Raw genomic sequence first — 24,960 nt, 5'->3', positions numbered from 1 at the left:
AGTTCCGCCTGCCCATGCGACGCGTTTTCCTGCGAGCGCGCTAGAGACATGCTGCCCTGAATTTCGGCCACGGATATGCGGTGCAGTGCCAAATACCTGAGTCTAAGGCTCAATTTCCGCTTCTCGGACGGACAGACGTCTGCTCCTGGCGCATCGGCGAAATTTGTGCCGGGGCGCTCCCGCCATCCAATTCACTCAGTTCCCCGGCGACCGCTTCCTCCCGGCAAATACAATCCCCTCATACTGAGGCGCTTTTTGCGGAACGCAAAAAGCCTCGAAGGATGATCCAGGGCGCGCTTCGACGCTTCGAGACGCAAGCTTCGCGGGCTCCTCAGCGTGAGGGAACAGTTGTGGCATGTGGCTCGCGCATTCCTTCTCCCGCTCGCGGGAGAAGGTGGCCTCGCGAAGCGAGGTCGGATGAGGGTCCGCGCAGGTGAGCCGTTTCGCATTCGATTCATGAGCGGCGCGCGGCTCGGCGAGCGGCGGGGACCCTCATCCGACCCTCGCTTACGCGAGGGCCACCTTCTCCCACGCGTGGGAGAAGGAAGCGCGCCGAAGATTCGGCGGGGGCGGCTCTTTGGGCGAAAAACTTGCCCCAAATCCATGGCCCGGGGGTTTCCTCTTTCGAAAAAACATGAAATCGCTCTCATTCTAAATTCGCCGACGCGAGGGCCTTCCCCTCGCGTCTCGAACTGCGCCCGAAAGGGACCGCGCCCGGAAATGGGAAAGACGATGGCTGAGACAGAAGAATTGCCCCCGCGCGAAGCTATGGATTACGACGTCGTGATCGTCGGAGCCGGCCCGGCCGGCCTCTCCGCCGCGATCCGCCTCAAGCAGATTTCGCCCGATCTCTCGGTCGTCGTCATCGAGAAGGGCTCGGAGCCCGGCGCGCATATTCTCTCCGGCGCGGTCATCGATCCGATCGGCCTCGACCGCCTGCTGCCGGACTGGCGCAGCCGCGACGACGCGCCGCTGAAGACGAAAGTGACCAGCGACGACATGCTCTGGCTGACCTCGACCAGCGCCGTCACCATCCCGCATGTGATCAATCCCAAGCTGATGAGCAATGAGGGCACGTTCATCGGCTCGCTCGCCAGCGTCGTGCGCTTTCTGGCGCAGGAGGCGGAGGGGCTCGGCGTCGAGATTTATCCGGGCTTCGCCGGCGCCGAGCTGCTCTATGGCGAAAAGGGCGAAGTGCTCGGCGTCGCCACGGGCGATATGGGCGTCGGCCGCGACGGCGCGCCCAAGGACAGCTTTACCCGCGGCATGGAGCTGCGCGGCAAATATACGCTGATCGCGGAAGGCGCGCGCGGCTCGCTGGCCAAGGAGCTGCTGAAGAAATACGCGCTCGACGCTGATAGCGAGCCGCAGAAATTCAGCATCGGCCTCAAGGAGCTGTGGCGCATCCCCAAGGAGAAGCACCGCCCCGGCCATATGCAGCATTCGGTCGGCTGGCCGCTCGCCGACGACACAGGCGGCGGCTCCTTCCTCTATCATTTCGACGAGGACCTCGTTTCGGTCGGCTTCGTCGTCTATCTCAACTATTCCAATCCGACGCTCTCGCCCTTCGATGAGTTCCAGCGCTTCAAGGCGCATCCGTCCATCGCGCCGGTGCTGGAAGGCGGGCAGCGTCTCGCCTATGGCGCGCGCGCGCTGACCTCGGGCGGCTGGCAGAGCGTGCCCAAGCTGACCTTCCCCGGCGGCGCGCTGATCGGCTGCTCGGCCGGCTTCATGAATGTCCCGCGCATAAAGGGTTCGCACAACGCCGTGCTGTCCGGCATTCTCGCCGCCGATCATGTGGCGGCGGCGCTGGCGGAAGGCCGCGCGCATGACGAGGTTTCGGCCTATGACGCCGCCTGGCGCACCAGCGACATCGGCAAGGATTTGAAGCCGGTCCGCAATGTGAAGCCGCTGCTGTCGAAATTCGGCACCAAGCTCGGCATTGCGCTCGGCGGCTTCGACATGTGGACGAATGAGCTGTTCGGCTTCTCGATCTTCGGCACGCTGAAGCATGGCAAGCCGGATCACGCCTGCCTGAAGCCGCTCTCGCAGGTGACGCCGATCGTCTATCCGAAGCTCACCAGCAAAGTGGTCTTCGACAAGCTCTCCTCCGTGTTCGTCTCCAACACGAACCATGAGGAGGATCAGCCGTGCCATCTGACGCTTCGCGATCCGTCGGTCCCGATCGAGAAGAATCTGCCGATTTATGGCGAGCCGGCGCGGCTCTACTGCCCGGCGGGGGTCTATGAGGTGGTCTATGCGGAGGAGGCGACGAAGAGCGATCCGCGCTTCGTCATCAACGCGCAGAATTGCGTGCATTGCAAGACTTGCGACATCAAGGATCCGGCGCAGAACATAAATTGGGTTCCCCCGGAGGGCGGCGGCGGCCCGAATTATCCGAATATGTGAGCGATCGTCGGGCGGGCGGGCGCCGCGCAGGCGTCCGCCCGTCGCCGACGGCCCCGACCATTGCGAGCGACAATGTTCTTTCAACTTTCCAAGATCGCCGAATTCTTCGTCAATCCGGCGCATCTGGCTTTGCTTCTCGCGTCGATCGGCGTCGCTCTGCTATTCACGCGCTTCGCGAAAACGGGCCGCACGCTGGCGACGGCGGGAGTGCTCGCCCTTCTGGCAATGTCCTTTTCGCCGCTCGCGATCTATCTGGCGCTGCCCTTGGAAAATCGTTTCGCGCGGCCGGCGGCCGATATGCCGGCGCCCGGTGGAATCATCGTGCTCGGCGGCGCCTTCGACGAGAACATCAGCATGGCGCGCGGCGGCGTCGCCTTCAATGATTCCGCCGAGCGATTGACGGCCACAGTCGAATTGTCGCGCCGCTATCCGCAAGCCCGCATCCTCTTCTCGGGAGGCTCGTCGTCGCTGCGCGGCTCGCCCTTTTCCGAGGCGCAGGTCGCCGGACGATTTCTCGAGCAGATGGGCGTCGATCCGGCGCGGATCATCCTCGAGGACAAATCGCGCAACACATTCGAGAACGCCGTCTACTCCCGCGAGCTGGCGTCGCCGCGGCCGGGGGAGCCCTGGCTACTGGTCACATCGGCGATGCATATGCCGCGCTCTGTCGGCATTTTTCGACGGGTGGGCTTTCCAGCGATCCCCTATCCCGTCGCCTATCACACGAGGGGATCCTGGATGGACATCAGCCTTCACAAGAACGCGCCCGAAATGCTCCGGCTCGTCGATCTCACGGCGCATGAATGGATCGGCCTCCTCGCCTACTGGCTGACCGGGAAGACCGACGCTCTGTTTCCAGCGCCCGAAGCCGGCCAGTAAACGCGCGTCACTGGGCGCGTCAGTCGCGCGAGGACTTCCTGGAGCGGGAGGCGCCCGCCGACTCGGCGCGGCCGCCCGAGGTCGCCGCGGTCCAGGAGCCGTGCTTCATCTCCAGGAACAGCGCGATCGCCTGGGCGCGATTGCGCACCTCGAGCTTCTCGAACAAATTGCGCAAGTGGAATTTGATCGTGTTGATCGAGACGCCGAAATCCTTGGCGAGCTGGTTGTTGGTGTGGCCGGAGCCGAGCGCCGACAACAGGCTGCGCTCGCGCAGAGTGAGATTCTCCAGCGGATCGGCGCGCATCTTGCGGATGTCGACGAAGGGAAACACCATGTCGCCCGCCGCCACCGAGGCGAGCACGTCGAGCAGGCGCTCCGGCGGAGCGCGCTTGCTGACGAAGCCGGCGCCGCCCAATTGCAGCGTCTCCGCCGGCGCGGCGGGATCATTGGTGCCGCTATAGACGACGATCTTGGGCGCGGAGGGCTGGCGCGACAGCGCGCGCAGCACTTCCCGCGCGTGCAGCGTCGGCAATTGCCAGCCGATGATGGCGATCTGGAAGCGCTGCAGCTTGGCGGCGTCGAGAAACTCCTCGCCGTCCGTGACCTTCAGCACGAGATTGAAGCGGCGGTCGTCGGCGAGCAGCGCCTCGAGCCCGGCCAGGATCAGCGGGCTCTTGTCGGCGATGGCGACGTCGATCGGAAAAGCCGCGCCCGTCTCGCCGCGGTCTTCGCCCGAACGCTCGGCCTTCTGGCGTGGAGCGGTCGGCGCGCTGTCGGCCGCCTGCGTCGCGGGACGTTCGGGCGCGCGGATCGGCCCGGGACGTCCGACGGCTCGCGGTCGTTCATCTCCGAGCTTCGTCGAAGACGTCGAGGCCATGGGCCACTCCAAGTGAAAGCGCTGCGGTCGCAGCCAGGATGCACTCGGGCGGCGGCGCCCCCCGAGTGGGTAGGCCCGACTATATAACCTGCGGCTTCCATTGGAAAGCCTCGGCGCATCTTTCGCAACGCTCGAGGCGGATTCTTTCCAGCGCGACGACGCCAAAAAGAAGCGGCGCATCGAACGAGCCGATGCGCCGCATCATATCCGTAGACCGGTTCTGAAGCGTCAGTCGCTCAGAACCCAGCGAGCGGCGAAATACGCCGCGGCGCCGAGCGCGATGATCGCGATCATGCCAACCGGCGTCGCCGCATAGCTCGTAAGCTCGAGAATTGCTCCCATAACGCTTCCTCCTCTTTAACGCCCGATCTCGTTCAGGCTGCCAGCCGTGCAACGATATCACCCAAGACAGACGAAGTCTCGCCTGTTAAGTGAGATACGCTTTGGTGGATATCATCGCCGGCTCGAATTCCGAGAACGCCCTGGATGGGCCGACCGCGATCCGAGACGCGCCGACGGTCTTTCACGCCCGGCGCTCCTCTTCGAGCGGCCGAGCCAGGCCGCGATCCACGCCCGCGACACGTTGCTGGCAATTATATTAGCCTTTGATGCTCGTCAAGATGCGGCGCCGCCCTCATCGCCGTCTTTGGGGCTTGCGGAGCCGCGTGCGGCGCCGTTAATGAAGCTGCGGCTCGACGAAGAAGAACGGAAAAACCGACGCCAATGGCCCGCCCTTCTCTCACCTTCATCGCCGTCGCCGCCCTCGCGACGCTCATCGGCGCCGTCTGGTTCTTCGGCTATCGCCGCACACCCGCCTGTTCGGGCGAGGGGCGCTACATGGCGACGGTCCAGCAGTGCCGCGCCTATGGCCTCGACGCCGGCCTCTGCGCCGGCGCAGTGGACAAAGCGCGCGCGCTCGTCGCCCGCGTCGCGCCCCACACGGAGACGTCCTTCGATTGCGAAGTGCGCTTTTCGGAATGTTTCGCCGGACCGGACGGGCGCTTCACGCCCTCGCCCTCCTTCTGCCTCGCGCCGGGATCGGCGGAGCCGAGAGAGGTGCGCTATCTCGAATATGATTCCGATCGGCTGAACCGCAAGAAGACGCGCGAAATCCGCCTCGACTGAAGAGGCCGCTCGCGCGCCTATTGATCCGCGGCCTGGCGACGCCCGCCGAGATGGAATTCGGCGGGCTCGACGGTCAGCATGCCGACGGTGGTGCGCAGCGCCATCCGATAGGGCACGACCGCATGCGCCATGGGCAGAGGCGCAAGCCAGACGGTGATATCGTTGTTCTCGGCCATGAAGCGCGTCGAGACACTGTCCGGCCGATGCCCCGAGATCGGACGATAGCGCGCGGCGCAGACGGAGACCGGCCCGGAATAGCCGCGCGTCTCGACATTGCGCATCTCGACGAATGAGAGGGTCACGTCGAAACGGGTGACGCCGTCGAAGACGGGGATCGTCCGATTGCAGGCCGAGGGCCCGACGAGCGGCTCGCTCGCCGGAACGCTCATGATCAGCGCGCTCACCGGATCTGTGATGTGGGACTTGTTGCCATCCGTCACCGGAATGCGGACGGGCATGTCCCAGGGCGTCGGATCGACATGCACGGCGCGCACGGAATTGCCGGCGAGCGCCATGCGGACGGTGCGCGTCTCATAAGTGTTGGAGGTGGTGTTGGCGTAGCTCGCCGGCGCGAGCCCCTCATGCGAGACGACGCCGGCCGCGGTGGCGGCGCCGCGCGTGTCGTTGACGAGCGAGGCGAGGCCGGTCGTGCGCATCGAAATGTCGATGCGATAATTGCGCGCGTCGATGACGCCGTCGGCCGAGGCGTGGCCGATCGACAGGCCGAGCAGGCTCAAAGAGTAATGCGCCTTGAGCGTCTCCGCCCGGCAGGGAGAGGCCGCGACGAGCAGAGCGAGCGCGACGAGCTCCGGCGTCGAGCCGCGTCCGGCTCTTTCCAGCACAGATGAGAAAAACGCCATTCGAAGACCTGCGATCGAATCAGTCATCGCCACGATGGGCCAGGCGAGAGCGCTTGTCGATGCTCGGATCGCGCCGGAGGAAGGGGCTCGATTCAGGCCCACTCCTGCCAGCTGCCGTCGGCGAATATGCGCCACGCGCGCAGACCCGCTTTGGCGACCACGATGCGGCCGGCCTTCGCCTCGCTCACGAGATGCTTGAATACGAGAGGATTGCGCCAGGAAAACGGCTTTTCGGGATCGCAGACCGCATGATATTCGTCGCTGTCGGGATCGTCCATCAGCAGCGTGCCGACCTTGTCCGGCCGCAGCTGGACGCCGAGCGAGCGCTCCTCCTTCCAGCGGCAGTGATAATCGCGGCACACGTCGGGCCGTGTGGCGTAGACGCCGCAGCCGCTCGTCTTCGTGCAGTGCTCGCACCAGACGCCGGCCTTCTTGGTGAATTCCTCGATCTCCAGCACCTTGCAACAGAAAGCGCAGGGACCGCAGGCCTTGCCGGGAATGTCGAGCATGGTCTCGATTTTCGTCTTTTCGGCGATTTTGGGAACGAATCGATTCTGCTACATTGACTACAACGATCGCGACGCCGGCGCCATCGCCCCCCGGAGGGTCGCCAGAGGATCGCCGCGAGGAGGACCGCAATGACGAGAGCCGCCCCGAACATCGATCCCGAGACGCTGTTCGTCTCCACGCAATGGCTCGCCGACCATCTCCATGCGCCGGACGTCATCGTGTTCGACGCCTCCTGGCACATGCCGGCCGCCGGCCGGAACGCCCATGCCGAATATCTCGACGCCCATGTTCCAGGCGCCGTCTTCTTCGACATAGACGCCATCGCCGATCATTCGACCGACCTGCCGCATATGCTGCCGGACGCGGTCGCCTTCGCCTCGGCCGTCCGCAAGCTCGGCCTCGGCGACGGCATGCGCGCGGTGATCTATGACAGCCTCGGCCTCTTCTCCGCGCCGCGCCTGTGGTGGACGCTGCGCGTCTTCGGCGCCACCGACGTCTCCGTCCTCGACGGCGGCCTGCCGGCCTGGAAGGCAGAAGGCCGTCCGCTCGAGCAGGGCGAAGCCCACCGCGCGCCGCGCCATTTCACGCCGCGCGTCGACCGCGGGCTCGTCGCCGACTCGGCGGATGTGGCGCGAGCGCTGGCCGACGGCTCCGCGCAGGTCGTGGACATGCGCTCCGCCGAGCGCTTCGCGGGCAGCGTTCCCGAGCCGCGCCCCGGCCTGCGCTCCGGCCATATGCCCGGCGCGCTCAACCTGCCCTTCGGCAATCTCGTCGCCGATGGCCGCATGAAGGCGCCGGAGGCGCTGGAGGAGGTTTTCGCGCGCGCGAAGATCGATCCCGAGCGGCCGATCGTCGCGAGCTGCGGCTCCGGCCTCACCGCCTCGATCCTGAGCTTGGCGCTGGCCGCGTCGGGACGACGGCCGGCCACCGTCTATGACGGCTCCTGGTCCGAATGGGGCGCGCGCGCCGACCTTCCGGTCATATCCGATTCATGAGCAAACTGATTGTCTATCAGGCGCCAGCGCCCTTCTATTGGGCATAGTCGCTGATTTTCGGCATGGCGCCTTTTTGTGACAAATGATAGAAGCGCGGCGGTTCTTCGGTGAGGCGGATGCGTTCTCGGGGAACCTCGAGTCGGGATGCGGGGAAAGGTGAATGAAGAAAATCGAGGCGATCATCAAACCTTTCAAGCTCGATGAAGTAAAAGAAGCGCTCCAAGGCGCCGGCCTGCAGGGCATTACTGTCACCGAGGCGAAGGGTTTCGGTCGCCAAAAGGGGCATACCGAGCTGTATCGCGGCGCGGAATATGTGGTCGATTTCCTTCCCAAGGTGAAAATCGAGATCGTGCTCGCCGACGATGCGGTGGATCGCGCGGTCGAGGCCATCCGCAAAGCCGCGCAGACCGGACGCATCGGCGACGGAAAAATCTTCGTCTCCAACGTCGAAGGCGCGATCCGGATTCGCACCGGCGAGACCGGCGCGGACGCGATCTAGCCGGCGCCGAATTCGCTACGCCCCGCCGCCCCGCGGCTGACATTCGCGTCCCTACACTAGGACTCGACCGTCCACATCGAAATGAAGGCTCCACGACATGACAACGGCCAAGGACGTTCTCAAGCAGATCGCCGACAATGACGTAAAATATGTGGATTTCCGCTTCACGGATCCGCGCGGCAAGTGGCAGCACGTCACCTTCGACGTGTCGATCGTCGACGAGGAAGCGCTGAACGAAGGCATCATGTTCGACGGCTCCTCCATCGCCGGCTGGAAGGCGATCAACGAGTCGGACATGACGCTCCTGCCCGATCTCTCGACCGTCACGCACGACCCCTTCTTCGCCGCCTCCACTTTGTCGATCGTCTGCGACGTCGTCGAGCCCACGACCGGCCAGCCCTATAACCGCGACCCGCGCGGCATCGCCAAGAAGGCCCAGGCCTATCTTCAGGCGACCGGCGTCGGCGACACCTCGTTCTTCGGCCCGGAAGCCGAATTCTTCGTCTTCGACGACGTGCGCTTCTCGACCGACCCCTACAACACCGGCTTCACCGTCGACTCCGTCGAGCTGCCCACCAATTCCGACACCGCCTATGAGGGCGGCAATCTCGGCCATCGCGTGCGCACCAAGGGCGGCTATTTCCCGGTCCCGCCGATCGACTCCGCTCAGGACATGCGCGGCGAGATGCTGGCGGCCATGGCGTCCATGGGCGTCGCCGTCGAGAAGCACCATCACGAGGTCGCTTCCGCGCAGCATGAGCTGGGTCTGAAATTCGCGACGCTGGTCACCGTCGCCGATCATCTGCAGATCTACAAATACGCCATCCATCAGGTCGCGCATTCCTACGGCAAGACGGCGACCTTCATGCCCAAGCCCGTCTATGGCGACAATGGCTCCGGCATGCACGTCCACCAGTCGATCTGGAAGGAAGGCAAGCCGGTGTTCGCCGGCGACAAATACGCCGGCCTGTCCCAGGAATGCCTGTGGTATATCGGCGGCATCATCAAGCACGCCAAGGCGCTGAACGCCTTCACCAATCCGTCGACGAACTCCTATAAGCGCCTGGTTCCGGGCTTCGAGGCTCCGGTGCTGCTCGCCTATTCGTCGCGCAACCGCTCGGCCTCCTGCCGCATCCCCTTCGCGACCAGCCCGAAGGCGAAGCGCGTCGAGGTTCGCTTCCCCGATCCGACGGCGAATCCCTATCTCGCCTTCTCGGCCATGCTGATGGCGGGTCTCGACGGCATCGCCAACAAGATCGATCCGGGCCAGCCCTCGGACAAGGATCTCTACGACCTGCCGCCGGAGGAGCTGAAGGCGATCCCGACGGTCTGCGGCTCGCTGCGCGAGGCGCTCGACAGCCTGAAGGCCGACTACGCCTTCCTGACGGCCGGCGGCGTCTTCAACGAGGACTTCATCCACGCCTACATCGACCTGAAGTATCAGGACGTCTATCGCTTCGAGATGGCGCCGCATCCGGTCGAGTATGACATGTATTATTCCTACTGATCGCTTCGCGATCCGTAGAAACGAAAGGGCGGCCGAAAGGCCGCCCTTTTTGTTTGTCCTCAGCGATTGGGCGAGGACGAGGCCCTCGCGCCGAAAGATTATTCGACGTCCTCGACCTTCTCCGGCCCGCCGCCGAGCACGCGCTGGGCGAGAGAGGCCTGCATGAAATCGTCGAGCTCGCCGTCCAGCACCTCGCCCGGCGTGCCGGAGGTGTGGCCGGTGCGCAAATCCTTCACCAGCTGATAGGGCTGCAGCACATAGCTGCGAATCTGATGGCCCCAGCCGATGTCGGTCTTCGACGCTTCGATGGCGTTGGCCTCCGCCTCGCGCTTCTCGAGCTCTTGCTCATAAATGCGCGCGCGCAGCATGTTCCAGGCGGTCGCTCGGTTCTTGTGCTGCGAACGCTCCGCCTGACAGGCGACGACGATGCCGGTCGGAATATGGGTGATGCGAATGGCCGAATCCGTCGTGTTGACGTGCTGGCCGCCCGCGCCCGACGAGCGATAGGTGTCGATGCGGCAATCGGACTCGTTGATCTGCACATCGATCTTGTCGTCGACGACCGGATAGACCCAGACCGAGGCGAAGCTCGTGTGCCGCCGCGCATTGGAGTCGAAAGGCGAGATGCGCACGAGGCGATGCACGCCGGATTCGGTCTTGGCCCAACCATGGGCGTTCATGCCCTTGATGAGCAGCGTGGCCGATTTGATGCCGGCCTCGTCGCCGGCGGTCTCCTCGATCACCTCGACCTTGAACTTCTTGCGCTCCGCCCACCGCGCATACATGCGGAACAGCATGCGCGCCCAGTCGCAGCTCTCGGTGCCGCCGGCGCCCGAATGCACTTCGATGAAAGTGTCGTTGCCGTCGGCCTCGCCCGAGAACAGCGCCTCGATCTGACGCTCGCGCGCCTCCTTCAGCAGCGCCTCTAGCTGGGCGATGCCTTCCTTCTCGGTGTCGGCGTCATTCTCTGCCTCGCCGAGCTCGACGAGGGTGATGGCGTCCTCGAGGTCGCGGTCGAGCCGCGCGATGGAGCCGAGCTGATCCTCGAGCTGGGTGCGCTCGCGCATGATCTTCTGCGCGGCTTCGGCGTCGTTCCAGAGATCGGGATCCTCGACCCTGGCGTTCAGCTCGGCGAGACGGCGCGTTGAAGTCTCGACGTCAAAGATGCCTCCTCAGCAGTCCCATGGACTGCTCGATCTGTTCTTTCAGCGCAAGCGGCTCGGCGCGCATGTGTCTCTTCCCTTCGGGGCTCAGGGCCGGCGGCCCGAGGCCGGAGGTATTAGAGCAAGACGCGCGAAAGATGAAGCCCCCGGCGGACGCGCGGCGCCGGCCGGCCGCGACGACGGCGCCGAACGACGCCGTTCACGGTCAGGGACAGAGCCCGGTCGATTTGCGGTAATTCGCGAGAGAATCCGGCAGCGCCGACGCGCAAATCGGCGCGGCGATGTTGCGCGCCTCCTGCGGCTGTCCATCGTGGAGCAGCGCAGCGAGCATCAGCCGGACACGCGCCTCCATATGGTTCAAAACAGGGATGGCCAGCGCCTGCTTATCGGCGAGCGCTTCGCGCAATTCCTTTTCCGCCGCTGCGGCCGATCCATGATCGATCAGCCAGGCCGCGTGCGCGAGACGCGCGCGCGGGTCGCGCGGGTTGCGCGCGAGCGTCGCAGCAGCGCCCGCCTTGGCCTTTTCCCAATCGGCCGGAAAGTCGGGAGCGAGAAGTTGGACTTGCGCGAGGCGCGGCGGGATGAGCGTTGCAGAGCCGAGCGCGACGGCGAAGAAAGCCGCCGCGAGCGCCGCCGGCAATTTGTCGAATGCGGGCCGCGGCCGATCGATCGGCCAGAGCGGCAAAAGCGCCAGCCCGCAGAGCAAGCCTCCGGCCGCGCCGCCGAAATGCGCGGCATAATCGATATGCGCGCCGTGACTGATCGAAACGAGCGGCAGCAAGGAGGGCAGCAGAATCTGAAACGAGCCGGTGAGGAGATTGTTGCGCTCCGGCCCCGGCGGAAAGCGAAAGCTCGCGACCGCCGTCGCCGCGAACAGAGCCACGACGCCGCCGGACGCGCCGACGCCGACGATATCCGGTGGGTTGACGAAGATGGAGGCCGTCGAGCCGGCGAGCGCGCCGACGCAGAAAACGCCGGCGAACCAGGCCGCCCCGACGAGACGCTCCAATTGCGAGCCGGCCGCGATCAGCGCGACGACATTGAGCAGCAAATGAAACAACCCGCCATGCAGCAGCGGCGCAGTGAACAATCGCCACCATTCGCCCTCGCGAACAGCGGCGAGCGACGAGCCGCCCATGGCGACCAGAGTTCCGACCGCCGGCGTAATGGCGTCCGTCGCCGGAAAGGGCGCGAAGGCCAGCTCGCAGGCGAAGATCGCGGCGAGAATGACCGCGAGCGCGATCGAGAAATAAGGCGCGACGCGCGCGACTTTCGGCTCGGCGGGCGCGCTCTCGCGCGCGAGCGCCGCCGCTTCCGGCGTCTGCTGCGCCTTGGCCTCCTCCACTCTGGTCGCGACGAACATCGTCAATTTGTCCGGCTCGACGTCCAACAGGGAGAGCGGAAAAACGATCTCGCGGCTGCGCCAACCGAAAAGTCCCCCGAGCGACGCTAAAAATCCGGCGCGCTCCAGCCGATCCGCGGCGACCGGATAGAGAGTGAGATGCAGGAGTTTCTGATTGTTGGCGACGCTCGTATAGACGTTCTGAACATCGCCCCAGGAAACCGGGCCGCTCACGATCGAGGGGCTGGAGAAATCGCGATCCGTGAGAATGAAGGCGGGCTTTCGCGCCTGGATCAGCTGCCAGAGCGCGGCCAGCGCGCAGAGACCGAAAAAGGCGAGAACCAGCACGCCCGCCGCGAGGCCGTGACGTTCGTCCGGGTGAAGCGTCATGAAGACGCCGCCTGCGGTGAAGACCAGGCTGCCGACGAAGATCAGCATAAGCTTTTTGGTCGCACGCCGGATCTCGACGCGCGTGGATTGTTCGACCGTCATGAAATACACTCGCCGCTATATAGATGTGACGTCGGCGTAAGCTTAGCCGAAATATCTCGGGCCGCCTAGATGGCGGACTCGCGGCTTCCGTCAATCCTGCGACAGCGGCGCGCCCTCCTCGCGCGGCGTCGGCAGCGGCTCCAGCGGCGGCTCGCCGCGGGCGCGTTGCGCGGCGCGCTCCAGCATCTGCATGAAGGCGTCTATGTCCGCCTCCTGCGTGCGGTGATTGAAGATCGCCGCGCGGATCGTCGGATGGCCGTCGAGCAGCGTCAGCGATGGCGCCGCCTCGCCGCTCTCATGCAGCTCCATCACGATCTCGCGATTGAGACGCCCCGCCTCGTCGTCGTCCTTCACGCCGAAGCACACGACATTGAGCGCCACCGGCGCGCGCATCTCGAAAGTCTGCGAGGCCTCGATATGGCCACGCAGCCGCTGCGCCAGAGCGCAGCTTTTTTCGATGCAGGCGCCGAGACGCTCGGTCCCGAAGACTTCTATCGTGAACCAGGTCTTCAGCGCGCGAAAGCCGCGCGAGAGATCGGCGCCGAGATCGCAGGGCCAAATCTCGCCGGCCGCGAGCCCACGCGGCGCGCGCGTGAGATAGGCCGCGTTGGCGGCGAAGGCGCGGCGATGCGCCTCCGGGTCGCGCACCAGGAAGAAGCCCGCGTCATAGGGGACATGCAGCCATTTGTGGAAATCGAAGGCGATGGAGTCGGCGCGCTCGAGGCCCTTCACCAGCGGCTTCAGCGCCGGCGACAGAATGGCCAGCGCTCCGAAGGCGCCGTCTATGTGGAACCAGAGGTCTTCGGCCTTCGCTATGTCGGCGAGCGCGTCGAGATCGTCGATCGCGCCCGTGTCGACCGAGCCCGCCGTGCCGACGACGAGAAACGGATGCAGCCCCGCGGCGCGATCCTCGGCGATGGCGCGGCGCAGCTCGTCGATGCGCAGCGAGCGTGCGCCGTCCGATTCGATGAGCCGCAGATGGCGCGCGCCGAGGCCGGCCAGCTCCATCGCCTGCCGCACGCAATTATGCGCCTCGCGCGAGGCATAGGCGACGAGCTGCTCCTCGAGCGCCTTCAGCCCGTTCTTGCGCACATTCTTCTCGCCGAGCGCATGCTCGCGCGCGACCAGAAGCGAGAGGAAATTGGCGATCGACGTGCCGGTGACGAAGACGCCGGAGGCGTCCAGAGGGAAGCCGAAAGCTTGCGCCATCCAGGCGGCGATCTGCCGCTCGACGTCGAGCGCGATGTGATTGCGGCCGCCGCAATTGGAGTTGAGCCCGGCGGCGAGCATTTCCGCCACCATGCCGACGGGCGTGCCCGCCCCCTGCGCCCAGCCCATGAACAGCGGATGGATATTGCCATTGGCGTAAGGCTGGATGAAACGCTCGAAATCGGCGAGCGCGGCGGGAAGCCCCCGCCCTTCGGCCGGCAGCGGGCGCCGGAAGCGCTCGCGCGCTTCCGCTGAGGGCTCGCGCCAGACCGGCCGCTCGCGCAGAGTGGCGAGATGGTCGATCATCTGGTCGAGCGCACGATGGCTCTCGGCGCGGAACGCCTCCCAATCCGTGGGATCGAGATCCGCGGGAGAGGCGTCGGCGGGCGCCGGGACGGCCGCGCCGATCGGCTTCGGCGGCCGCTGTGAGTGGTTCATTCCCGCTTCATCCCCGGGAGCTTCGTAAGTGGGACAGGACTAATCAGCTTTCGCGCTGCGAAGCAATATCGCCGCCGCAAGCGGCGCGGAGCGCCGACCCTCTCCCTCGAGGACTATCGGATTCAAACATCGCGAGACGCTGCGGCCGTCCTGGCCGGGACAAGCCCGGCCAGGACGTCGCGGGGGCGAGGGGGAGGTAGGGCTACGCCACCGTCAGCTCGACTGTCCCGACGCCCTCGATCGCGCCCGTCACATGGTTTCCTGCGACGATCGGCCCGACGCCGGCCGGCGTGCCGGTGAAAATGAGATCGCCCGCCTCGAGCCGCACGAACCCCGACAGGATCGCGATGATTTCCGCCACGCTCCAGATCATGTCGGAGAGATCGGCGTCCTGCCGCACCGCGCCATCGACGGAGAGGCTGATGCGCCCCTTGGCCGGATGGCCGATGCGCTCGGCCGCCGCCAGCGCCCCGAGCGGAGCCGAATTGTCGAAGCCCTTGGAGAGATCCCACGGCCGGCCGGCCTTACGCGCCTCGCTCTGCAGATCGCGGCGGGTGAGATCGACGCCGGCGGCATAGCCGAACACATGGGCGAGCGCATCCGCCCGCGCTATGTCCGCGCCGCCGCTTCCGATCGCCGCGACCAGCTCGATCTCATGGTGGAGGTCCGCGGTGCGCGGCGGATAGGGGATGGTCGCGCCGCTGGCGACCACGGCGTCGGCGGGCTTGGAAAAAAAGAACGGCTGCTCGCGCGAGGGGTCTTTGCCCATCTCCCGCGCATGGGCGGCGTAATTCTGCCCGACGCAGAAAATGCGCCGCACCGGAAAGCACCTCGCCTCGCCTTCTATGACGAGCGCGGCCGGCGCCGGCGCCGGAAACAGAAATTCGGCGTCTCGGGACAAAAAAGCGCTCACTGCGGAACCCCCTCGGACGATCGCTTCCGTCTCAGCGAGACCGGCGCGCTGTCGTCATACCTCTGAGAGACAGACGGTCTATCGAACCGACGCCCAAAAGCACATCGTTCGAGGATATTTCATGACCAAGCTTCTGTCCCGCGCGTCTTGCGCATTGATTTGCGCGGCGCTGCTCGCGCCTCTGCCCGTCGCCGCCGCCTCCGACGACGGCCCGCATCGCCCCATCGTCATCGGCCATCGCGGCGCCGGCGGTTATGTGCCGGAGCATACGCTCGAATCCTACGCTCTCGCGATCGAGCTCGGCGCGGATTTCATCGAGCCGGACCTCGTCTCGACCAAGGACGGCGTGCTGATCGCCCGCCACGAGCCGAACATCATCGCCACCACCAACGTCAAGAGCCTGCCGCAATTCGCCAATCGCAAGCGCAAGGCGATCGTCGACGGCGTGGAGCAGGAAGGCTATTTCGTCAGCGATTTCACCTGGAGCGAGATCAAGCAGATCGGCGCCGTGCAGGCCTTCGCCGAGCGCGACCCGGACTTCAACGGCCTCTTCCACATTCCGAGCTTCGACGAGATCATCGAGCTCGCCAAGCGCAAGAGCCGCGACGAAGGCCGCGTCATCGGCATTTACCCCGAGACCAAGCATCCGACCTATCATCAGACGCTCGGCCTGCCGCTCGAGGATCGCCTGCTCGCCGTGCTGACGCGCCACGGCTGGAACCACCATCACGCTCCCGTCTTCATCCAGAGCTTCGAGCAGGCCAATCTGAAATATCTGCGCAAGAAGACGACGGTGCGGCTGATCCAGCTCGTCGACGCCAATGACGTCAATCCCGACGGCTCGCTGGATTTCACGCCGCCCTACGACCGGCCCTATGATTGGGCGGTCGCCGGCCGCCAGGGCAAATTCGCCGATCTGTTGAAGCCCGCAGGCCTCGCCGAGGTTCGCACCTATGCCGATGGCGTCGGGCCGTGGAAAACCTATCTCATCAGCTCCGCCTGCATAAAGATCGTCGCCAACGCCTGCGCCGACGCCAATGGCGACGGGCTCGTCGACGAGGCGGATCGCAAGCTGCTGGCGCCGACCTCCGTCGTCGCCGACGCCCATGCGGCCGGCCTGCTCGTGCATCCCTACACGTTCCGCAATGAGCAGCGCCGCCTCGCCAGCGATTACAAGGGCGTTCCGGTCAATGAATATCTGACCTTCTACAAGCTCGGCGTCGACGGCCTGTTCAGCGATTTCGCCGATACGGCGGTGACGGCGCGCTCGCTGTGGGCGCTGAAGACCGACCCCGATGCGGCGAAATGTCTGGTCAAAGGCCTCTATGGCCATGACGCCGCCTGCCGCGGGCTGCGCTGGCTCAACGCCAATTGAGACGAATGATGGACGGCGGCTGACGACGCCGCCGTCCCTTCACAAATAGCTCAGCCACCAGTCGCGCCGCCGCCGCTTGACGCCCGCGAACCAGGCGCAGGCGGGATAGATGGCCGCCATGATCGCGATCCACATCACATAGGCGCCGACGAGGCCGAGGCCGTAATTCTCGGGCGGCGGGCCGCCGCTCTCGAGGCCCTTCAGATCGACGCCCTTGGCGAGCGCGACGACCAGAGCGGCGACGAGAATGACATAGAGATGCAGCACATAGGCGAAGAGCGGAACGCGGCCGAATGTGGCCAGCACGCGCCCCACGGCGCCGCCCGCCCGCTCCAACGCCGGCAGCAGCAGAAGCCCGACGCCGAGCGTCACCAACGCATAATGCAGCGAGGGCGGATATTTGGTGACATCGAGGAAGGAGAGCGCCGTTCTGACGCCTTCCGGATAGGTCAGCCAGAGCCGCGCGTCGCCATAGACGCCGGCGACGCGCAAAGCCGCGAAGCCCGCGAGAAAGGCGAGGCCGAGCGCCAAGAGCGCCCGCATCCGACGCTCATGCGGCCACAGGAAGACCGGCGCGAGCCCATAGCCGAGCGCGATGACGCCGATCCAGGGCAGCACGGGATAAAAGACATGGCCACGCAGGCCGAAGGGCAGCGGGCCTTTCTCATGCAGCACGTTCCACACGGGCGCGAAATCGCCAAATTGCGCCGCATGAACGCCGTCGAACAGATTATGCAGGGCGAGGATCGCCGCGCCGATCGCCAGCACGACGCGCGTCGGCAGATAGAGCAGCGCCGAAAGCGCGATCATGCCGCAGCCGATCGCCCATAAGGTTCCGAGCTCGATCGCGCCCGAGCCGACCGTCCACACCGGGCTGACGACGAAAATATCGAGCAGGATCAGCCACAGGCCGCGCGTCCACAAAAAACGCGAGCGCTCGCCGCGATCCTCGAGCGAGAGACCATGCAGATAGGCTGAGACGCCGGCGAGAAAGGTGAAGGTCGGCGCGCAGAAATGCGTGACGAAGCGCGTGAGGAACAGCGCCGGATAGGTGCGGTCGAGATCCGTCGGATCGAAACGCAACGCGTCGGCGTCGAAGAAATCGCGCACATGATCGAGCGCCATGACGATGATGACGAGCCCGCGCAGGCGATCGATGGAGAGGAGGCGCGCGCCCGCGGGGAGCGAGACATGCTCGCGCGAAATGCTCGGGGTTTCGCCTAGCGTCTTCGTCATGACGTCGCTCCGTCGGCTATCGAAAAATCAACAAATGAAACAGCCACGCCCCCTCCCGTGCAGGGCGAGGTCCGCCTGCGACGCGGGATTGGGTGGGTGAAACTCCCCGAGTCTCGGGGGCGCCCCTCCCGAGCGCCGGCGCTAATCGAAATCGGCGGGATCGAACTCGCGCAGCGTGCGGCAGAATTCGCAGGTCACGCCGATGCGGCCATTGTCGCCGATCATATCGCGGCGGTCTTGCCGCGTGAAGCTACGCAGAAGATTGACGATGCGCTCCGTCGAGCAGCGACAGGCCTCCGCGATCTCGCGCGTCGGATAGACCGTCACGCCACGCTCGTGGAACAGTGAATAGAGCAGCCGCTCGCCCGAGAGCCCCGGATCGACGAGCTCGTGATCCTGCGTCGTCGCCGCGAGGGACAGGCCCTCCACCCAGGCGTCGTCTTCCGAATCCTCCGGCAGAGCCGCGCCCCCGGGTGTGTCGCCAGGATCGAGATCGCGCGGCCGCGTCGGCGTCTCCGGCAGATATTGCAGCAGCAGACCGCCGGCCCGCCAGCTGCGCCCGGCGGGCGTCACGCTCTCGGCGACGGCGAGCCGCACATAGCTCGGAATTTGCTCGGACTGGCGGAAATAACGATGCGCCGCCTCGGCGAAGCCGTCGCCCTCCAGCGGCACCACGCCTTGATAACGCGCGGCGTCGCCGTCGCGCTCCATGGTCAGCGCCAGATGGCCGCGGCCGAGCAGCGCGCCCGGCGCCATGCCGGCGACAATGCGGCTCTCGTCATAGCGCGCGAAGCCGCGCAGCTTTCCCGGCGCGTCGAAATCGACGACGATCATATCGACGGGCCCGTCGCTGCGCGTCTGCAATTGGAAGCGCCCATGCGACTCGATGAGCGAGCCGAACAGCGCCGTCAACGCCGCGGCCTCGCCGAGCAGACGCGCGACGGACGGCGGATAATCATAATGGGTGAGGATGGAATGAACCGCCGGCCCGAGCCGCACCAGACGCCCGCGCAGATCGAGCGGCTCGACGGCGAAAGGGAGCAGGCTGTCGTCCTCGGCGAGGGGCGACGCCGGCCGGCCGATGGCCTCGTCCGCCCGCCTGATCATGGCGAGCCCACTCCGAACACCCAGGCCAGCACGCCTTTTTGCGCATGCAGGCGGTTCTCCGCCTCGTCGAACACCACGGATCGCGGGCCGTCGATGACATCGTCGGTCACTTCCTCGCCGCGATGCGCCGGCAGGCAATGCATGAAGATCGCGTCCTTATTCGCCGCGTCCATCAGCTTCGCATTCACCTGGAAGGGCGAGAGCAGCGCATGGCGGCGCGCCTCCTCCTCCTCGTCGCCCATCGACACCCAGCAGTCGGAGATGACCGCGTCGGCGCCGGTGACGGCCTCGAAAGGATCGGCGGTGAGATTCATCCGCACGCCATTGGCGCGCGCCCAGGCGACGAGCTCGTCGCCTGGCGCGAGCTCCGGCGGCGTCGCCACATTGATGGTGAAGTCGAAGGGCTTGGCCGCATGGACCCAGCTCGCCAGCACATTATTGGCGTCGCCGGTCCAGGCGACCGTGCGTCCCGCTATCGGGCCGAGATGCTCCTCGAAGGTCAGCACATCGGCCATCACCTGACAGGGATGCGAGAGCTTGGTGAGCCCATTGACGACCGGCACGCTGGAGTAGCGGGCGAGCTCGGTGAGATCGTCGTGCGAGAGAATGCGGATGACGATGGCGTCGACGAAACGCGACAGCACGCGGGCGGTGTCCGCTATGGTCTCGCCGCGGCCGAGCTGCATCTCCTGCCCCGTCAGCATGATCGTCTCGCCGCCGAGCTCGCGCATGGCGAGATCGAAGGAGACGCGCGTGCGCGTCGAGGGCTTGTCGAAGATCATCGCCAGCGACTTGCCGGCGAGCGGCCGGAAGGTCGAAGGCGCGCCGCGCACGCGCTTCGCCTTTATGGCGGCGGCTGTGTCGAGAATGCGCCGCAGCTCGGCGGGCGGAAGCTCGGAAATATCGAGGAAATGACGAAGGCCCGTCAGCGGCGCATGGGCGGTCATAGCGCGGCTCCCGCGCTCTCGAGCTTCACGCAGGCGGCGTCGAGCCGACGCGCAGCCTCGGCGAGCTCGCTCTCGCCCACGATCAAAGGCGGCAGCAGGCGCACGACATTGTCGCTCGCGGGAATGGTGAGCAGCTTGGCCTCGCGCGCCGCGGCGGCGAATTCTGTATTGGCGACGCGCGTCTTGAGGCCGAACATCAGCCCCTCGCCGCGCACGCTCTCGATGATCGTGGAATGGCGATCCTCGAGCTCTGCGAGCTTCTGGCGGAACAACACGCCGAGACCGGCGACGCGCTCGATGAAGCCCGGCTCCAACACCACATCGAGCACGGCGTTGCCGATCGCTGTGGCGAGCGGATTGCCGCCATAGGTGGAGCCATGCGCGCCGACCGTCATGCCCTTGCCGGCCTCCGCCGTCGCGAGGCAGGCGCCGAGCGGAAAGCCCCCGCCGATGCCCTTCGCCAGCGCGGCTATGTCCGGCGTGACGCCCGAATGCTCGATGGCGAGGAAACGGCCGGTGCGGCCGATCCCGGTCTGCACTTCATCGACGATCAGCAGCAGGCCGAGCTCGTCGCAGAGCGCGCGCAGGCCCGCCAGGAAACGCGGCGGGGGTGTCCGCACGCCGCCTTCGCCTTGAATGGGCTCCAGCAGCACGCCGGCCGTCTGCGGGCCGACGAGCGCGCGGACGGCGTCGAGATCGCCGAAGGGAGCCTGATCGAAACCGTCGGTCGGCGGGCCGAAGCCGTCGAGATATTTGGGATTGCCGCCAGCGGCGATCGTCGCCAGCGTGCGGCCGTGGAAGGCGCCCTCGAAAGTGATGAGCCGATAGCGCTCCGGCCGCCCTTCCACCGCATGGAATTTGCGCGCCGTCTTGATCGCGCATTCGACCGCCTCGGCGCCCGAATTGGTGAAGAAGACCAAATCCGCGAAAGTCGCCTGAACGAGGCGGCGAGCGAGGCGCTCGGCCTCCGGAATCTGAAACAGATTGGAGACATGCCAGGGCTTCGCCGCGGCGGCCGCCAGCGTGCCGACGAGATGCGGATGGCCATGGCCGAGCGAATTGACCGCGACGCCGGCGCCGAAGTCGAGATAACGCTCGCCGTCGCCGGCCACGAGCCAAACGCCTTCGCCTCGCTCGAAAGCGAGATCGGCCCGCGCATAAGTCGGATACAGCGCCGAAACCACTGGGCGACTCCCCTCGGAGAGACCCCGCTCGCCGGCGCCGCAGGACAGCGCGGCGACGCGCAGCGAGGGTCTGAAAATCAAAGTGCCGCCCTTACTGGGGGCGGCATCTCTCTCGTGGAAACATTCTAGGTCTTACCCTTGCCCCGGTCAAATCCGTTTCCGACGGGGCGAAGGCGCCGAGACTGCGGCGAAACGACGGCGCCGGAAGGGCGGCGACCAGCCCCGTTCGAACGCACGCGCGCCATGAGACATCCATGGAGACCACGGCGCGGCCCTTCATGAAGACGTTCACGCGCGGCGAAATGCGGCGCCATGCGCGAAAACCCATGCGGCGCCACGCCCATAGTGAGTCTTTCGCGCAACACCCGTAGAGAATGAAACAGCATTACCTTGTGGGGAACGCTGTTTCGCTTGCCAGGGACTCTTGCGCGTGATTCAACTGGTAGAGTAGCGTTCGCGTCATCGCCCACGACATCTCGTGTGGCGCCTTCAATCGAGTGCGTGTGCGTCTTGTCGACTCCGGCTTCGCCGGTTGCGCGAGCGTTCGCCGATTCTCTCGGATGAAGCCGGCTTAATCGAGGAGGGCCTTAATGTCCTGGACCGACGAGCGCGTCGAGATGCTGCGCAAGCTCTGGAACGACGGCCTCAGCGCCAGTCAGGTGGCGGCCGAGATCGGCGCCGGCATCACGCGCAACGCCGTCATTGGTAAAATCCATCGTCTCGGGCTCGCGCAACGCGCCAAGACGCCCATGGCGGCGCGTCCGCGCGTCGCCAAGCCGCAGCGTCCTCAGGCGCCGCCACAACGCGTGCATCACGGACATGCGCCGAGCGTCATGGGCAATGTGGCTCTGGCCCTCGCGCCGCGCGCGCTGGTCATGCCCGACGCGCGACCACAGGAAGAGGTCGTCATTCCAATGTCGGAGCGAGTGACGCTGATGGAGCTGCGCGAGGCGATGTGCCGCTGGCCGATCGGCGATCCGACGACGGCCGAGTTCCGCTTCTGCGGCGCGCGGTCGCCGGGCGGCGGCGGCAGCCCTTATTGCGGCTATCATTCGCAGATCGCCTATCAGCCGGTGCAGGATCGTCGCCGCGCGCGCGATCAGCTGCGCTCCGCCGCGCGTCTCGCCTGAGCGCGCGTCTCGTCAGCGCGGCTCGTCAGCGCGTCTTGCCAACACGGCTTGCCGACGCGGCTTGCCGAAATGTCAGTCCGCGTTCCAGAAATAATGCCAGACGCCGTCCGCGCCGACGCCGATCCGCATGACTTTCGGTCGGCCCTGCGCATCGGACGGCGCGAGATCGGCAAAGCGCACGCAGGCCCATAGCGCGCGCGCCTCTTCCTCATTGGCCGGCGGCGTCGGACGACGCGCATAGGCCGGCCATTCATAGCTCTCGAAGGGCCCGCGCTTCACGCGCACGAAAGGCTGCGTCAACACGGCGCGCGCCAATGATAAAATCTCGCGTCCCGCGCGGTCGAAGGAGAGCGACTTCAAAGTCTCGATCGGATCGGCCCCAGCGGGGCGCCGCGCGCCGCGCTCGAACAGCGGACGCACCTCGTTCCAGTCGATCGGAATGCGCAGCGCCTCTATGTCGCCGGTGTCGCAGGCCGCGAGAATCTTGTCGCGCAGCGCGCGCACTGGCGCGGGCAAGGTCTCGACATCGCGCATCGGCTCGGAAATCGTTTCGACCGCTTGCTTGGTCGACGGTTTCACGCGCGCGCCATGCCGAGCGCGCTCAATGGCGCAAGCCGCTCGAGAATTCGCCGTCGCGCAGGCGGCGCGGCAAACGCTCCGCGAAAGCCGCGACCTCCTCCTCGCCATAGGTGGCGACGAGCTCGTGCAGCGCCGCGGAGAGCGCGGCATGGGCGAAGGAATCACCTTCGATTCCCGCCAGCACGGCTTCGGCGAAAGCCTCGGCGACATAAGCGAGCGCGGCGCGCCGCTGCTCGGAGCCGGCGGCGTCGTCCAATGCGGAGGGGTGAAATCGCGTCATGTGAATCACTCTAGACAACCGCAACGAAACACGCGAGACGGGTCATTGCCGGAGGGTTAACGCCCATCCGCGACGGCGACGTCAGGAATTCCCGTAACGATACGCGATGTCGTGCGCGATGCGGCCGCCCTCGTCGAGATAGCGCGAGATCGCCGTGCGCGCATTGGGCGTGCAGGAGCGATAGGTCGTCTCATAGCCGCGAAAGCCGCGATTGAACGCGCCCGTCAGCTTGAGCCGCCGCTGTCCGGTCTTGGCCTCCGCCTCGAGCAGCGAGGTCATTTTGGCGCGCCAATCCTCGCCGTCCTCCGGGCCGCAGAGATCGCGCAGATAGGAGAGCGCGCCGAGGATTTCCGAGAGGCGCAGCAATTGTGGCTCATAGGGCGGCGGCGGCCCTTCGGCGGCGGGCGACGGCGCGGCGGGCTGCGCCGGCTGCTGCTTGCCCGGCGGCGCTTTCGCCGCATTCTTCTTCTTGGGCCTGGCCTGCGGCGCCGGCTGCTCGATCACGCGCGGCGCCGAATGCTGCTGGCCCCAGCCGAACAGGCCCTGAAAGAAATCCTGCGCGCGCGCCGGCGCGGCGCAGAAAATCGCCCATGAGAGCGCGAGACGAAATGCGAGCCTGAAGGCTCGCGGTCCAGAACGCGCTTTGGACCGCGAGCCTTCAGGCTCGCTCGCCGAGACACTTCCGCCATCCGACAAACGTCTCATCGCTTCCGCCGCTTTCTCTCGACTCAAGGATAGAGGCGCGCCTTCGCCCAGCCGGCGCCTTCGCGCGTGAATTGCATGCGATCGTGCAGGCGAAACGGCCGATCCGCCCAGAACTCGATCGCGACCGGAACGATCCGATAGCCGCGCCAATGCGGCGGCCGCGGCACCTCGCCGAGCCCGAAGCGCGCGGCCTGAACGGCGACCGCCTTCTCGAGCGCGAAACGGCTCTCCAGCGGTTGCGACTGGCGGCTCGCCCAGGCGCCGATGCGGCTGTCGCGCGGGCGGCTGGCGAAATAGGCGTCCGCCTCGGCGTCCGACACGAGCTCGACAGGGCCGCGCAGCCGCACCTGACGGCGCAGAGATTTCCAGTGGAAAAGCGCCGCCGCCTTCATCGTGGCAGCGAGCTCGCGGCCTTTGGCGCTCTCGGCGTTGGTATAGAAGGTGAAGCCGGATTCGCCCCAATCCTTCATCAACACCATGCGGGAATCCGGCAGGCCGGCCTCGTCGACCGTGGCGAGCGCCATCGCCTCGGGAACGTCGGGCTCGTGGGACTTCGCCTCGTCGAACCATTCGCCGAACAATGCGTAAGGCTCGGAGGCCTCGCAGAAGTCACTCTGTTTTAACCCCTTCACGAGAAAATCCTCAGCTGCCGCCGAAACGAGGGCGGTGGTCATAGTGGTAAGGCAGCGCTTTGCACGACCCGCGAGACACACATAACGCCGCCGCAGCCGCTTCTCAAATCGGTCTCGCCGCCGCGCGCCTTCTCACGGCCACGCTGATGGCGGCCGCGCTCGGCGGCTGCTCCTTCGCCATTCCCGGCGGCGAGCCGGCGCCGGCCTGGAAAAATGTCAGTGACGATGTGACCGGCTCCATTCCGCACAGGCCGACGCCGACGCTCTCGAATGCGCTGGACCAGGAGGACTGGCGGCGCGCCAGCGCGGCGCTCGGCGTCGCGCTCGATCCTCAAGGCGCCGGCGCGACCGTCAATTGGGACAATCCGGAAAGCCATGCGCGCGGCTCCTTCACGCCGGTCGGCCAGCCCTATCCATCCGACGGCAAGGTGTGCCGCGCCTTTCTGGCGGAAGTCGGGACGAAGGAGAGCCACGAGCAATTGCAGGGCACGGCCTGCCGCGACAAATCCGCCGATTGGGCGCTGATCGACATCCGCCCCTGGCGAAAAGCCTGAAATCCAAACTCGG

24 protein-coding genes are annotated in these 24,960 nt (G+C 66.2%); 9 read left to right on the top strand and 15 right to left on the bottom strand.

What is annotated here, in order from left to right; translation table 11 throughout:
- Window positions 1–732: 732 nt before the first annotated feature.
- A complete protein-coding gene (locus IY145_RS10535) occupies window positions 733–2,409 on the top strand; it encodes an electron transfer flavoprotein-ubiquinone oxidoreductase (protein ID WP_196408170.1) in 1,677 nt (558 codons plus the stop codon).
- Between the two features lie 72 nt (window positions 2,410–2,481).
- On the top strand, window positions 2,482–3,288 hold the full coding sequence (locus IY145_RS10530; protein ID WP_196408169.1) for a YdcF family protein: 807 nt from the start codon (window positions 2,482–2,484) through the stop codon (window positions 3,286–3,288).
- A 19-nt stretch (window positions 3,289–3,307) separates the two neighbouring features.
- Here IY145_RS10530 and IY145_RS10525 read toward each other — a convergent pair whose 3' ends face one another.
- Window positions 3,308–4,165, bottom strand: coding sequence for a response regulator transcription factor (locus tag IY145_RS10525; RefSeq protein WP_196408168.1), 858 nt, complete (start codon window positions 4,163–4,165; stop codon window positions 3,308–3,310).
- Between the two features lie 723 nt (window positions 4,166–4,888).
- On the opposite strand from IY145_RS10525, the gene IY145_RS10520 reads away from it, so the two are divergent.
- Entirely contained in the window at window positions 4,889–5,290 is a 402-nt protein-coding gene (locus IY145_RS10520) for a hypothetical protein (protein WP_196408167.1), read from the top strand.
- 17 nt (window positions 5,291–5,307) lie between these two features.
- Here the strand turns inward: IY145_RS10520 and IY145_RS10515 are convergent, their stop codons facing one another.
- Both IY145_RS10515 and IY145_RS10510 read right to left on the bottom strand, forming a co-directional pair.
- Window positions 5,308–6,150, bottom strand: a complete 843-nt coding sequence (locus IY145_RS10515) for a DUF3108 domain-containing protein (RefSeq protein ID WP_196408166.1) — start codon at window positions 6,148–6,150, stop codon at window positions 5,308–5,310.
- A gap of 92 nt (window positions 6,151–6,242) precedes the next feature.
- A complete protein-coding gene (locus IY145_RS10510; protein WP_196408165.1) occupies window positions 6,243–6,659 on the bottom strand; it encodes a hypothetical protein in 417 nt (138 codons plus the stop codon).
- A 129-nt stretch (window positions 6,660–6,788) separates the two neighbouring features.
- Here IY145_RS10510 and sseA point away from each other — a divergent pair, with 129 nt between their 5' ends.
- The 3 genes from sseA to glnA all read left to right on the top strand — a co-directional run bounded on the left by sseA (window position 6,789) and on the right by glnA (window position 9,661).
- Entirely contained in the window at window positions 6,789–7,655 is an 867-nt protein-coding gene (gene sseA, locus IY145_RS10505) for a 3-mercaptopyruvate sulfurtransferase (protein ID WP_196408164.1), read from the top strand.
- Window positions 7,656–7,815: 160 nt separating this feature from the next.
- Window positions 7,816–8,154: a P-II family nitrogen regulator gene (locus IY145_RS10500; RefSeq protein ID WP_196408163.1), complete on the top strand. Its 339-nt coding sequence runs from the start codon at window positions 7,816–7,818 to the stop codon at window positions 8,152–8,154.
- A gap of 97 nt (window positions 8,155–8,251) precedes the next feature.
- Window positions 8,252–9,661, top strand: coding sequence for a type I glutamate--ammonia ligase (glnA, locus tag IY145_RS10495; RefSeq protein ID WP_196408162.1), 1,410 nt, complete (start codon window positions 8,252–8,254; stop codon window positions 9,659–9,661).
- 98 nt (window positions 9,662–9,759) lie between these two features.
- Here the strand turns inward: glnA and prfB are convergent.
- From prfB to IY145_RS10475, 4 genes are all read right to left on the bottom strand, one after another.
- Window positions 9,760–10,891 (bottom strand): peptide chain release factor 2 gene (gene prfB / locus IY145_RS10490; RefSeq protein WP_196408161.1). Its coding sequence is split into 2 segments (ribosomal slippage): window positions 9,760–10,821 and window positions 10,823–10,891, totalling 1,131 coding nucleotides; the frame shifts between segments, so codons are not numbered across the junction.
- Between the two features lie 138 nt (window positions 10,892–11,029).
- Entirely contained in the window at window positions 11,030–12,658 is a 1,629-nt protein-coding gene (locus tag IY145_RS10485) for a rhomboid family intramembrane serine protease (protein WP_196408160.1), read from the bottom strand.
- Between the two features lie 90 nt (window positions 12,659–12,748).
- A complete protein-coding gene (locus IY145_RS10480; protein WP_196408159.1) occupies window positions 12,749–14,305 on the bottom strand; it encodes a pyridoxal-dependent decarboxylase in 1,557 nt (518 codons plus the stop codon).
- Window positions 14,306–14,507: 202 nt separating this feature from the next.
- The gene (locus IY145_RS10475; protein ID WP_312030575.1) at window positions 14,508–15,218 is read right to left on the bottom strand and encodes a fumarylacetoacetate hydrolase family protein; all 711 of its coding nucleotides are present in this window, start codon (window positions 15,216–15,218) and stop codon (window positions 14,508–14,510) included.
- Window positions 15,219–15,339: 121 nt separating this feature from the next.
- On the opposite strand from IY145_RS10475, the gene IY145_RS10470 reads away from it, so the two are divergent.
- Window positions 15,340–16,593 (top strand): glycerophosphodiester phosphodiesterase, encoded by a 1,254-nt coding sequence (locus IY145_RS10470; RefSeq protein WP_196408158.1) that lies wholly within the window; start codon window positions 15,340–15,342, stop codon window positions 16,591–16,593.
- 39 nt (window positions 16,594–16,632) lie between these two features.
- Here the strand turns inward: IY145_RS10470 and IY145_RS10465 are convergent, their stop codons facing one another.
- The 4 genes from IY145_RS10465 to IY145_RS10450 form a co-directional block, all read right to left on the bottom strand.
- On the bottom strand, window positions 16,633–17,829 hold the full coding sequence (locus tag IY145_RS10465; protein ID WP_196408157.1) for a DUF1624 domain-containing protein: 1,197 nt from the start codon (window positions 17,827–17,829) through the stop codon (window positions 16,633–16,635).
- A gap of 141 nt (window positions 17,830–17,970) precedes the next feature.
- Window positions 17,971–18,936: an Hsp33 family molecular chaperone gene (locus tag IY145_RS10460; protein WP_196408156.1), complete on the bottom strand. Its 966-nt coding sequence runs from the start codon at window positions 18,934–18,936 to the stop codon at window positions 17,971–17,973.
- Window positions 18,933–19,883 carry an ornithine carbamoyltransferase gene (gene argF, locus IY145_RS10455; protein ID WP_196408155.1) on the bottom strand — a complete coding sequence of 317 codons (951 nt, stop codon included), beginning with the start codon at window positions 19,881–19,883 and terminating at the stop codon, window positions 18,933–18,935. Before argF ends, IY145_RS10460 begins: the two co-directional genes overlap by 4 nt.
- On the bottom strand, window positions 19,880–21,067 hold the full coding sequence (locus IY145_RS10450; RefSeq protein ID WP_196408154.1) for an aspartate aminotransferase family protein: 1,188 nt from the start codon (window positions 21,065–21,067) through the stop codon (window positions 19,880–19,882). Before IY145_RS10450 ends, argF begins: the two co-directional genes overlap by 4 nt.
- Window positions 21,068–21,657: 590 nt before the next feature.
- Between IY145_RS10450 and IY145_RS10445 the strand changes: the two genes are divergently transcribed.
- Window positions 21,658–22,197 carry a GcrA family cell cycle regulator gene (locus tag IY145_RS10445; RefSeq protein ID WP_196408153.1) on the top strand — a complete coding sequence of 180 codons (540 nt, stop codon included), beginning with the start codon at window positions 21,658–21,660 and terminating at the stop codon, window positions 22,195–22,197.
- A gap of 72 nt (window positions 22,198–22,269) precedes the next feature.
- Here the strand turns inward: IY145_RS10445 and IY145_RS10440 are convergent, their stop codons facing one another.
- The 4 genes from IY145_RS10440 to pdxH form a co-directional block, all read right to left on the bottom strand.
- Entirely contained in the window at window positions 22,270–22,776 is a 507-nt protein-coding gene (locus tag IY145_RS10440; RefSeq protein WP_312030574.1) for a hypothetical protein, read from the bottom strand.
- A 22-nt stretch (window positions 22,777–22,798) separates the two neighbouring features.
- Window positions 22,799–23,056 (bottom strand): hypothetical protein, encoded by a 258-nt coding sequence (locus IY145_RS10435; RefSeq protein WP_196408152.1) that lies wholly within the window; start codon window positions 23,054–23,056, stop codon window positions 22,799–22,801.
- Between the two features lie 81 nt (window positions 23,057–23,137).
- Window positions 23,138–23,761 carry a TIGR02301 family protein gene (locus IY145_RS10430; RefSeq protein WP_196408151.1) on the bottom strand — a complete coding sequence of 208 codons (624 nt, stop codon included), beginning with the start codon at window positions 23,759–23,761 and terminating at the stop codon, window positions 23,138–23,140.
- Between the two features lie 23 nt (window positions 23,762–23,784).
- A complete protein-coding gene (gene pdxH, locus IY145_RS10425; RefSeq protein ID WP_210332648.1) occupies window positions 23,785–24,435 on the bottom strand; it encodes a pyridoxamine 5'-phosphate oxidase in 651 nt (216 codons plus the stop codon).
- A 17-nt stretch (window positions 24,436–24,452) separates the two neighbouring features.
- Here pdxH and IY145_RS10420 point away from each other — a divergent pair, with 17 nt between their 5' ends.
- A complete protein-coding gene (locus IY145_RS10420) occupies window positions 24,453–24,947 on the top strand; it encodes an RT0821/Lpp0805 family surface protein (protein ID WP_246721943.1) in 495 nt (164 codons plus the stop codon).
- Window positions 24,948–24,960 lie beyond the last annotated feature (13 nt).

It is taken from the genome of Methylosinus sp. H3A, assembly GCF_015709455.1.
Classification (GTDB): Bacteria; Pseudomonadota; Alphaproteobacteria; order Rhizobiales; family Beijerinckiaceae; genus Methylosinus.
Note: the sequence above shows the minus strand (reverse complement) of the source record. Positions and strands in the feature narration are given on the sequence as shown.

Bases quoted from the DNA above. Each gene is read 5' to 3' on its own strand.
- IY145_RS10535 (WP_196408170.1), top strand. From the start codon at position 733: ATGGCTGAGACAGAAGAATTGCCCCCGCGCGAAGCTATGGATTACGAC.
- IY145_RS10530 (WP_196408169.1), top strand. From the start codon at position 2,482: ATGTTCTTTCAACTTTCCAAGATCGCCGAATTCTTCGTCAATCCGGCG.
- IY145_RS10525 (WP_196408168.1), bottom strand. From the start codon at position 4,165: ATGGCCTCGACGTCTTCGACGAAGCTCGGAGATGAACGACCGCGAGCC.
- IY145_RS10520 (WP_196408167.1), top strand. From the start codon at position 4,889: ATGGCCCGCCCTTCTCTCACCTTCATCGCCGTCGCCGCCCTCGCGACG.
- IY145_RS10515 (WP_196408166.1), bottom strand. From the start codon at position 6,150: ATGGCGTTTTTCTCATCTGTGCTGGAAAGAGCCGGACGCGGCTCGACG.
- IY145_RS10510 (WP_196408165.1), bottom strand. From the start codon at position 6,659: ATGCTCGACATTCCCGGCAAGGCCTGCGGTCCCTGCGCTTTCTGTTGC.
- sseA (WP_196408164.1), top strand. From the start codon at position 6,789: ATGACGAGAGCCGCCCCGAACATCGATCCCGAGACGCTGTTCGTCTCC.
- IY145_RS10500 (WP_196408163.1), top strand. From the start codon at position 7,816: ATGAAGAAAATCGAGGCGATCATCAAACCTTTCAAGCTCGATGAAGTA.
- glnA (WP_196408162.1), top strand. From the start codon at position 8,252: ATGACAACGGCCAAGGACGTTCTCAAGCAGATCGCCGACAATGACGTA.
- IY145_RS10485 (WP_196408160.1), bottom strand. From the start codon at position 12,658: ATGACGGTCGAACAATCCACGCGCGTCGAGATCCGGCGTGCGACCAAA.
- IY145_RS10480 (WP_196408159.1), bottom strand. From the start codon at position 14,305: ATGAACCACTCACAGCGGCCGCCGAAGCCGATCGGCGCGGCCGTCCCG.
- IY145_RS10470 (WP_196408158.1), top strand. From the start codon at position 15,340: ATGACCAAGCTTCTGTCCCGCGCGTCTTGCGCATTGATTTGCGCGGCG.
- IY145_RS10465 (WP_196408157.1), bottom strand. From the start codon at position 17,829: ATGACGAAGACGCTAGGCGAAACCCCGAGCATTTCGCGCGAGCATGTC.
- IY145_RS10460 (WP_196408156.1), bottom strand. From the start codon at position 18,936: ATGATCAGGCGGGCGGACGAGGCCATCGGCCGGCCGGCGTCGCCCCTC.
- argF (WP_196408155.1), bottom strand. From the start codon at position 19,883: ATGACCGCCCATGCGCCGCTGACGGGCCTTCGTCATTTCCTCGATATT.
- IY145_RS10445 (WP_196408153.1), top strand. From the start codon at position 21,658: ATGTCCTGGACCGACGAGCGCGTCGAGATGCTGCGCAAGCTCTGGAAC.
- IY145_RS10435 (WP_196408152.1), bottom strand. From the start codon at position 23,056: ATGACGCGATTTCACCCCTCCGCATTGGACGACGCCGCCGGCTCCGAG.
- IY145_RS10430 (WP_196408151.1), bottom strand. From the start codon at position 23,761: ATGAGACGTTTGTCGGATGGCGGAAGTGTCTCGGCGAGCGAGCCTGAA.
- pdxH (WP_210332648.1), bottom strand. From the start codon at position 24,435: ATGACCACCGCCCTCGTTTCGGCGGCAGCTGAGGATTTTCTCGTGAAG.